The 8,453-nt window shown below is 75.3% G+C and carries 7 protein-coding genes; 5 read left to right on the top strand and 2 right to left on the bottom strand.

What is annotated here, in order from left to right:
* On the bottom strand, positions 1-2,035 hold a 2,035-nt coding region (locus tag G3I53_RS01280), incomplete at its 3' end, for a non-ribosomal peptide synthetase (protein ID WP_164437938.1).
* 361 nt (positions 2,036-2,396) lie between these two features.
* Here G3I53_RS01280 and G3I53_RS01275 point away from each other — a divergent pair.
* The 5 genes from G3I53_RS01275 (at position 2,397) to G3I53_RS01255 (ending at position 6,882) form a co-directional block, all read left to right on the top strand.
* Complete coding sequence (locus G3I53_RS01275) at positions 2,397-3,116, top strand: FAD binding domain-containing protein (RefSeq protein WP_164437937.1); 720 nt, start codon at positions 2,397-2,399, stop codon at positions 3,114-3,116.
* Between the two features lie 144 nt (positions 3,117-3,260).
* A complete protein-coding gene (locus G3I53_RS01270; protein WP_164338748.1) occupies positions 3,261-4,118 on the top strand; it encodes an MBL fold metallo-hydrolase in 858 nt (285 codons plus the stop codon).
* A 91-nt stretch (positions 4,119-4,209) separates the two neighbouring features.
* A complete protein-coding gene (locus G3I53_RS01265; protein WP_164338747.1) occupies positions 4,210-4,623 on the top strand; it encodes an SRPBCC family protein in 414 nt (137 codons plus the stop codon).
* Positions 4,624-4,641: 18 nt separating this feature from the next.
* A complete protein-coding gene (locus tag G3I53_RS01260; protein WP_164338746.1) occupies positions 4,642-4,950 on the top strand; it encodes a hypothetical protein in 309 nt (102 codons plus the stop codon).
* A 636-nt stretch (positions 4,951-5,586) separates the two neighbouring features.
* Complete coding sequence (locus G3I53_RS01255) at positions 5,587-6,882, top strand: FAD-dependent oxidoreductase (protein WP_164334552.1); 1,296 nt, start codon at positions 5,587-5,589, stop codon at positions 6,880-6,882.
* 105 nt (positions 6,883-6,987) lie between these two features.
* On the opposite strand, the gene G3I53_RS01250 is transcribed toward G3I53_RS01255, so the two are convergent.
* Positions 6,988-8,118 carry a tryptophan dimethylallyltransferase family protein gene (locus tag G3I53_RS01250; protein ID WP_343240532.1) on the bottom strand — a complete coding sequence of 377 codons (1,131 nt, stop codon included), beginning with the start codon at positions 8,116-8,118 and terminating at the stop codon, positions 6,988-6,990.
* Positions 8,119-8,453 lie beyond the last annotated feature (335 nt).

The raw sequence follows: 8,453 nt of genomic DNA, 5'->3' as shown, positions 1-8,453 counted from the left end.
CGGTCCGGCCGTCCCCGCCGACCGCTCCAGTCCGGCCGCCCGCCGCGGTCGTACCGTCAGCCCCACCCCTGTCGCCCCGCCCCGCGGGCCACCTCGCATACTCCGTCTCCCGGACATCCAGCAGCTGGTCGGTGAGCGCACTCACCGTGTCGTTGCGCAGCACCGCCGGTTCCAGGGGCAGGCCCAGCGCGTCCTCCAGCGCCGCGAGCACCTCCATGGCCTTCAGCGAGGTGCCGCCCAGTTCCGCGAACCGGTCACCGTCCCCGAACGACGACTCCGGCACCGCCAGCACCCGGGCCCAGACCGCCCGCACCGTCCTGCGGACCTCGCGCCGGGAGCGGGGCGGCGCCGCACCGTCCGGGGGGCGCACCGCCGGCTCCCGCGCGGTGCCCGACCAGACCGACGAGGCCGACGGCCGGTAGCCGTCCGCCTCGAACCGGGCGCGCATGCGCTGCCGCCGCACCTTGCCGCTCGTCGTGCGCGGGAAGGACGACGGGGGCAGGGCCAGGACCCGTACGTCGTCGTGACCCAGGGCCGCCCGCACCCGACGCGCCACCCGGTCGAGGACCTCGCCCGCCGAGGCGGGCGGCCGGGCCCAGGCCACGAACACCACCACCCGCTCCCCGCCGGTCACCGGATCGGTCGACCCGACCACCACCGTCGTCCCCGCGGGGACCCCGGGCGTCGCCGCCGCCACGTCCTCCATGTCCGGCGCGTGGAACGTACGGCCGTTGACGAACAGGACGTCCTTGGCCCGGCCGCTGACGCACAGCCGGCCGTCCCGCAGGAAGCCCAGGTCGCCGGTGCGCAGCCAGCCGCCGGCGAAGGACTCGGCCGTGGCCGCCGGCAGCCGGTGGTAGCCGCGCGCGAGCTGCGGTCCGCGGACCTCGATGTGCCCCACCCGCCGGTCGCCCAGCGGCCGGCCGCCGTCATCGGTGACGCGCACCTCGCACCCCGGTACCGGTGCGCCGACGTCCATCAACTCAACGGCACCGACGCCCGCTTCCCGCTCCACAGCCTGTCCCCGGCTGAGCCGTTCACGGTCCAGCACCACCGGTGCGGCCACCTCGCCCGGGGGCGGGAAGGTGACGCCCAGGGTCGCCTCGGCCAGCCCGTACACGGGTGTCGCCGCCCGTGGATCCAGCCCGGCCGCCCGCGCCCGCCGGGTGAACGCCCGCCACACCGTGGCGGAGATCGGCTCCGCGCCCACCAGCAGCAGCCGCACCGCGCTCAGGTCCAGCCGCGCGCAGACCTCCTCCGGCACCCGGCGGACGGTGAGCGCCAGCGCGAAGTTGGCCGCCGACAGCACCGTGGCCCGGTGGGCCGACGCCGTCTCGAACCACAGCCGGGGGTTCTTGGCGAAGGACAGCGGGGCGATCCTGACCTGCCGGGCCCGTGCGGCGAGGGGCGCCAGATGGGTGCCGATGAGCCCCATGTCGTGGAAGTACGGCATCCAGCTGAGGACCACGTCCCGTTCGGTGAGCGCGGACGCCGCGGTCAGCTGCCGCAGGTTCGCCACCACGGCCGCGTGGGTCAGCTCCACGCCCTTCGGCGCGCCGGTGCTGCCGGAGGAGAACTGCAGGAACGCCAGGTCGTCCGGCGCGGGCGACGCCGGGACCGCGAGCGCGGGCCCCTCGCGCAGGTCCTCCACCCGCAGTACGCGCACCCCGTCCGCGAGTTCACCGGCCACCGGGGCGCAGGCCGCGTCCACCGCCACCGGTGGGCCGCCGAGGTGCTCCCACACGGGGCGTGCCCGCCGCGCGTCCGGTGCCAGCGGCACCGGCACCAGACCGGCCGCGAGCGCGCCCCAGAACAGCGGCTGGAAGTCCTCGCCGCGCTCGGCGAGCAGCGGCACGCAGGTGCCCGGCGCGACGCCGGCCTCCCGGAACCCGCCGGCGACACGCAGTGCCTCGTCCAGGAGTTGCCGGTAGGTCACGGTCAACTCGCCGCCGTCGCCCCGGACATGGACGACCACCTGGTCGGGGGACGTGCGGGCGGCGTCCAGCAGGACGTCCAGGAGCGTGGCTGCGTTCATGGATCCGATCGTTCGGGGAGGGCGGCCGGGTCGGGCCGCATGGGGACGGGACGGGGAGGGAAGGGACGGTGGGGCGGGACGGCACCGTGGAGCGGGCGGATAGCGGGGCGGACGCTATGGGGGACGGTTCACGGACGGTGCGGGTTGCTCCCGTGCCCGACCCTCGGGACTCCGGTGCGGACCGGCGGTCGCGTCCGCCGCGCCCGGGCCCACGTCGGGCGCACACGGCCGCGGCGTGAGCCCTGTACGCGCCCCCGCGTCCGTACCGACAATGCAGTGCCTCCCCCCCGGCCGTCCGACGAAGGGCCGCCCCCCCGCTGACCCGCCTCTTTACCGACGTCAAGGAAAGCAGGTCCCGATCGTGCTGCTGCGTCTGCCCACCTCACTGTCCGAAGCACGCACCTGCCTCGCGGAAGGCGCGGTGCCCGTCGGAGGGGCCACGCTCGTGTGGGGCGTCTGGCAGCGGGACGGCTTCCCGGAACAGGCCGTGTCGCTGCGCCACGTTCCCGAGGCCAACGTGCTGGAGCGCGAGGCGCTCGGCGGTGCCGTCCTGCTGCACCGCGTCGACGACCGGGTGCCGGAGGTGCTGCACCGCGCGGCCGGCAGCGTGGGCACGGGTGCCGTGCGCCGGACGGCCACGGTCGGCGGCAACATCGTGGGCAGCACGCTGCGCTGCCTGCTCCCCGCCGCCCTCGTCCTCGACGCGCGCGCGACGGTCCTGGACCGCGACGGGACCTACGAGACGGACCTGTCCGAGGTGGTCGCCAAACGCCACCTGCTGCTCGGCCTGCGCTGGCGCGAGCCCGCGGCGAGCGGCTTCCACAAGGCGCCCGCCGACCCGGGCGGACCTCCGCCCCTGGTCGTCGCCACGGCCGCCCACGCCGAGGACGGCGGGCACCGCCTGCGCGTCGCCGTCCGGGACGGCCACGAGGTGGTCACCGGCTCCGCCGCCCGCCCCGCCGGAACCGCCGGCGACCCGGTGCTCCGGGCCCTGGAACGGACCGACCTCGGTGCCCTGCCGCCCACGGCCCGCGAGGTGGTCCGGCGCGAGGTGACCGCGCTGCTGGACCGCCTGACCTGACCGCGCGCCCGCCGTACGGCCGGCCCCGAAGCGCCGCCCCCGGGACGCGTGAGCGGGTCCCGCGGGGGTACCCCGTCCCACCGGAGGAAGCAGAACGGACCGGTGGTGTGACGGGGTCCGGGGCCCCCGTCGGATGGGATGGCCATGTCACACATTACGGGCGACCTCACGGACGGCTCGGTCGAGATCCAGTTCATCGGCAACGCCACGATCCTCGTGCGCTACGACGAGCTCACCCTGCTCACCGACCCGAACTTCCTGCACCGCGGCCAGTACGCCCACCTCGGATACGGGCTGGTGAGCAGGCGGCTGACGGAACCGGCCGTCGACCTCGTCGACCTGCCCCGCCCCGACGCGGTCGTCCTGTCGCACCTCCACGGCGACCACTGGGACCGGCGCACGAACCGGCACCTCGACCACACGGTGCCGGTGCTCACCACCCGGCACGCCGCCCGGCGCCTGAGGGTCCTGCACGGTTTCGGCCGCACCGCCGGTCTGCGCACCTGGCAGGGGCTCACCGTGCGCCGGGGAGGCGCGCAGGTCACGGTGACCGCGCTGCCCGGACGGCACGCCGGTGCGCGGGCGCTGCGCGCCCTCCTGCCGCCGGTGATGGGGAGCATGCTGGAGTTCGGCCCCGTCGGCGGGCCGGTCCGGATGCGGCTGTACGTGTCGGGTGACACGCTGGTCCACGACGGCCTCGACGAGATCGCCCGGCGTTTTCCCGCCGCCGACCTGGCCGTGCTGCACCTCGGCGGCACACGGCTGCCGGGCGGCTTCGTCGTGACCATGGACGGCGCACAGGGAGCCGAACTGGCCCGCCGGCTGGACCCCCGCCAGATCCTGCCGGTCCATTACCACGACTACACGGTGTTCCGCTCGCCCCTGTCGGCGTTCCTCGCCGAGGCCGAAGGCGTGGGCCTCGGCGACCGGATCGTCCACTGCGGCCGGGGCCAGAGCATCCGCCTGACCCCGGACCGGGGCGTGGTGCCGACCGTGTTCTGATCCCCGGGCGCCGGGCCGCCGCGTCACCCGCCCTCCGGCGGGTACCCGGCCGGCCCGCCGCCCGCCCGCACGACCCGAGGACGGAAGCGCGATGACCGAGTACGAACGTTCACGCACCATGCCCGCGCAGCCGGAACACGTCTACGACCAGGCCGCGAACATCGGGCAGATGGACTCCTGGCTGCCCGAGGCACTGCACGTGCACGCGGAGGAGCCGCCCGCGGTCACCGTGCACGAGGACCGCACCGACCACGACACCGCGGCCCTGCTGCGCAGCCGGCACGACCAGATGCGACTGGAGTGGGGCACCCGCGAGCAGGGCGGCTACAGCGGCTGGCTCCAGGTCGCCGGGATCGGCGGCGGCGCCAGCGAGGTCACGGTGCACCTGTCCTTCTTCGACGACGACCACGACCCGGGCGAGAAGGCCGTGGGCGACGCGCTGGACACCAGCCTGCGGCGGCTGGAGGAACAGGTCCGGCTGCGCGTCGACCACGCGGCCGGCTGAGCCGGAAGGGGTCGTTGCATGCCACGCCCCGTCGTGTACGCCGTCGCCGCCTCCGGGCAGTGGACCGACGAGGAGGAAGGCCGCCGCCGGCTCCCGGCCGGTGAGGTCCACGCCTGGCAGCCCGGGCGCAACGAGACCGTCTGCGGACTGTCCCTGAGCCGCTCCCGGCTGACCCGGTTCCCCCACGTCACCTGGCCGGACACCTTCCCGGAGTCGGGCGGCGCGGCCGACCGGGTACGCCGGCAGTGCCCGCGGTGCGCGTCCGTCGCCGGCCGCCGCGGCACCGACGCCCGCCCCCGATGGCGACGGACCAACCCGCGTCCGTGAAGGGGCGGACCAACCTGCGCCCGTGAAGGGGCGGACCAAGCCACGGTCGTGAAGTGGCGGACCAACCCCGCGTCCGTGAAGGGGCGGACCAACCCGCGTCCGTGAAGTGGCGGACCAACCCACGGTCGTGAAGGGGCGGACCACCCGCCCCCGTGACCGGCGGACCATCCGGCGCGCGTGCCCCGGAGACCGGTCCACGCCCGTGGCCCGGGGGACCGGCGCGGGCCGGCCCGCCCGTCCGGCTCACCCGCCGACCGGCGGGCGGCCGGAAGGTCTCGGGTCCCGGCGCGGTCGGGCGCCGCCGCGGTGTCGCGCACAGGGCCGCCGCGAGGCCCGACAGTGGAGTCCGCGGAGCCACCGGCGCCGGCGGACCCGTCCCCACGGACCCGCCGGCGCCGAACCTCCGCACAGCATCCCCGGTGCCCCGGACCGCCGCCGGTATTCCTCGCTGCTCCCCAACTCCCGTGGCGGAAACCGGGCAGGAACCCGGCCCGCCGGGCGGAACGGTGCCGTGCCGGTCGAAACCGTGAGGATGAACACATTCGTTCGACCATGGTGCCGGTGTGCGGCAAGGTGTCGTTGGGCAGTCAATGCCTCGTCGGGGGAAGGGCGGTGTCGGAGCTGGGGGGAATCAGCGTGCGTGTGTGTGTGATCGGTGCCGGTCTGTCGGGGCTGGCGGTGGCGCGTTCGCTGGCGGAACGCGGCGTCGACTTCGTCTGCGTGGAGAAGGCACCGGACGTGGGCGGCATCTGGCGTCAGCCCGGAGCGGGCGAGCGCGGACCCGGCTACGTGTCGCTGCACCTCAACACGGCCAAGGAACTGACGGGTTACCACGGCTTCCCGATGCCGGACGAGTACCCGCTCTACCCCCGGCACAGCGACGTCGCCGCCTACCTGCGCGCCTTCGCCGACTGGGCCGGTGTCCGGGACCGCATCGAACTGCGCACCGAGGCCGTCTCCGTGCGCCGCGACCCCGGCGGCACCTGGACGGTCGTCACCCGCTCCGAGGGCGCCGACACCGTGCGACGGTTCGACCACGTGATCGTGGCCTCCGGCCACCACTCCCTGCCCGCGCTGCCGGACCCGCTCCCGCCCGGCTCCGAGCACTTCGCCGGAACGATTCTTCACTCCCTGGACTACCGCCACGGCAGCGACTTCGCCGGGCAGCGCGTCGTCGTGATCGGCCTGGGCGCGTCCGCGGTGGACATCGCCGCCGACCTCTCCCGGCACGCCGCCCGCACGGTGCTGTCGGTACGGCGCGGACTGCACATCGTGCCCAAGCAGCTGTTCGGCCTCTCGCTCGACGAGATCGCCGACGCCCCGTGGTGGAACGACATGTCCTTCGAGGAGCAGCGCCGCTTCGTCGAGCAGGCCCTGCTCGTCGCCCGCGGCCGGCTCTCGGACTACGGCCTGCCCGAGCCGGACCACCGCATCTTCTCCTCCGCCGTGACGATCTCGGACGAGATCCTCAGCCGCATCCGCCACGGCGCCGTCGCACCCCGGCCCGCGATCGCCTCCTTCGACCGCGACCGGGTCGTCTTCACCGACGGTTCCGCCGAGCCGGTGGACGCCGTCGTCTACTGCACCGGCTTCCGCCTGGACTTCCCCTTCCTGCCCGGCGGCGGCCCCCTGGCCGCGGACGGCACCGTCCGGCTGTACAAGCGCGTCGTCGACGCCGCGAGCCCCGGCCTGTACTTCGTCGGACTGGTCCGGCCCGTCGGCGCGATCACCCGGCTCGTGGAGGCCCAGGCGCAGTGGGTCACCGGCATCATCGAGGGCGAGGTCGCCCTGCCCTCCCCGCCGGAGATGCGCCGGGAGGTCGCCGCCTACCTCGACAGCGTCGAGCAGCGCTACGGCCGCACCCAGGGCGCCTCCATCCAGGTCGACGTACGCCCCTACCTGGCGGAGCTGCGCCAGGTGCTCACGGTCTAGACGCGCGACCAGACGCGCGACCCGGCCCTCGCGGGCCCCCGCGGTACGGCGAAGGGCCCCGGTGCTCCACCGGGGCCCTTCGCGGCGCTGCCGCCGTCCGGCGCCTCAGCCGACCGTCTGCGGACGCCTCGGGACACCCTCGGCCGGCGGCCGGACCGCGTACGCCTCCGAGGAGAGGTAGGCCGTCACCCGGGGCGGCCGGTCCTGCTGGTGGGCCAGGGCGAGATAGGCGATCAGCCCCACGCCGTCCTCCGGGCGCCGGGCGGTCAGGACACCCGTCGACCGCGTGAGGGCGTCGGTGTCCACGCCGTGCCGGCGCAGCAGGCGCACCGCGCGGGACAGCGCCTCACCGTCGTGCGCGGCGTAGTCCCGCACCGGGATGTGCAGGGTGAACCCGCTGGGCCGGTCGGCGCCGGTGTCGGTGAAGGAGTGGCAGGTCAGCCCCGGCCGCCGGCTGAGCCGCGTGGTGCCGGCGCCCCGGCCCGCCGCGGTGCGGAAGAACTCCTCCAGCGCCGCCGGGCCGGGCCCCCGCTCCATGCGCGACAGTCGGCCCGCGCGCGCCGCGGTCAGACCGTCGTGCCGGAGGTAGACCTTGACCCGGGGCTCCTCCCAGTCCCCGAGGTCCAGGGCGAGGAAGGGGTACCCGTCCGCCTCGGGCAGCACGGCGTACGCCCAGCGGTGCCCCAGCCGGCGCAGCGCCTCGCGCACCGTCCCGGCGGCCCGTTCCGGGCCCGACGCCGCCGGGTTGAGGTACACCTTCACCTTCGGCACACCGCCGGGCCGCAGCTCCAGCGCGCACCACAGGGCCAACGGCCCCTGCGGGGACGGCGGCAGGAACAGGTCCTGCACGGCGTCCAGGGCGTCCGTGGCGAAGTCCCACCGCCTCGCCATCGTCCGGACCGTCTCCAGCCCCACCGCGCCGTTGCGGGCCAGGCTGTCTGCGCCGCAGCCCGGTTCCGTCAGCAGACGCAGCGACGGGGCGGCGCCCGGCTGGAACGACAGGGAGAACTCCACGGGCGTGTGGTCGTCGGACAGGAAGGTCCGGTCGGGCGGCGGCAGGTCCAGCGGCCGGGCGGCCACCGGGCCCAGGCACTCGGCCAGGACCCCGGCATAGGTGTCGGCGTCCGCCCCGGAAAGGCCGGCGACCGCGCACATGCCGCGCAGCTGACGGCCCGTGAAAGAACCGAGCGTCGGTATGCCGGGGTCCTCGCCGTCGCCGTACCGGCCCGCGTTCACCGGCTCTCCCCGAGCCGCGGGGTCCGCACAGGAAGATACCCGCCCAGTAGGGCGGGTATCTGTCGTCCCGGCGGGAAAGCGGTGTCTGAGGATATGTGGTCCATGACACCTCCTTTGCTTCGTGAAACAACGGGTATGCCGCGTTGCTCACTACCCCTGCCGTTGAACCTTCATGCGGGAGAGGCCACTTGGGAGGGTGTTGCGTGGATCACCGGGTGAGCCAGTTGAGGAACTGGCTCCAGCGTCCGGCCCGTTCGGGGCGGGCCGCCGCTCCGCCCGCGGCCTCGGCAGGCTGGGGCGCCGGCGCGGGGTCGGGCCGCCGCACCGGCTGCACC

It is taken from the genome of Streptomyces sp. SID14436 (genome assembly GCF_010548465.1).
Taxonomy (GTDB): Bacteria; Actinomycetota; Actinomycetes; order Streptomycetales; family Streptomycetaceae; genus Streptomyces.
This window is presented reverse-complemented; position numbering and strand designations above follow the sequence as displayed.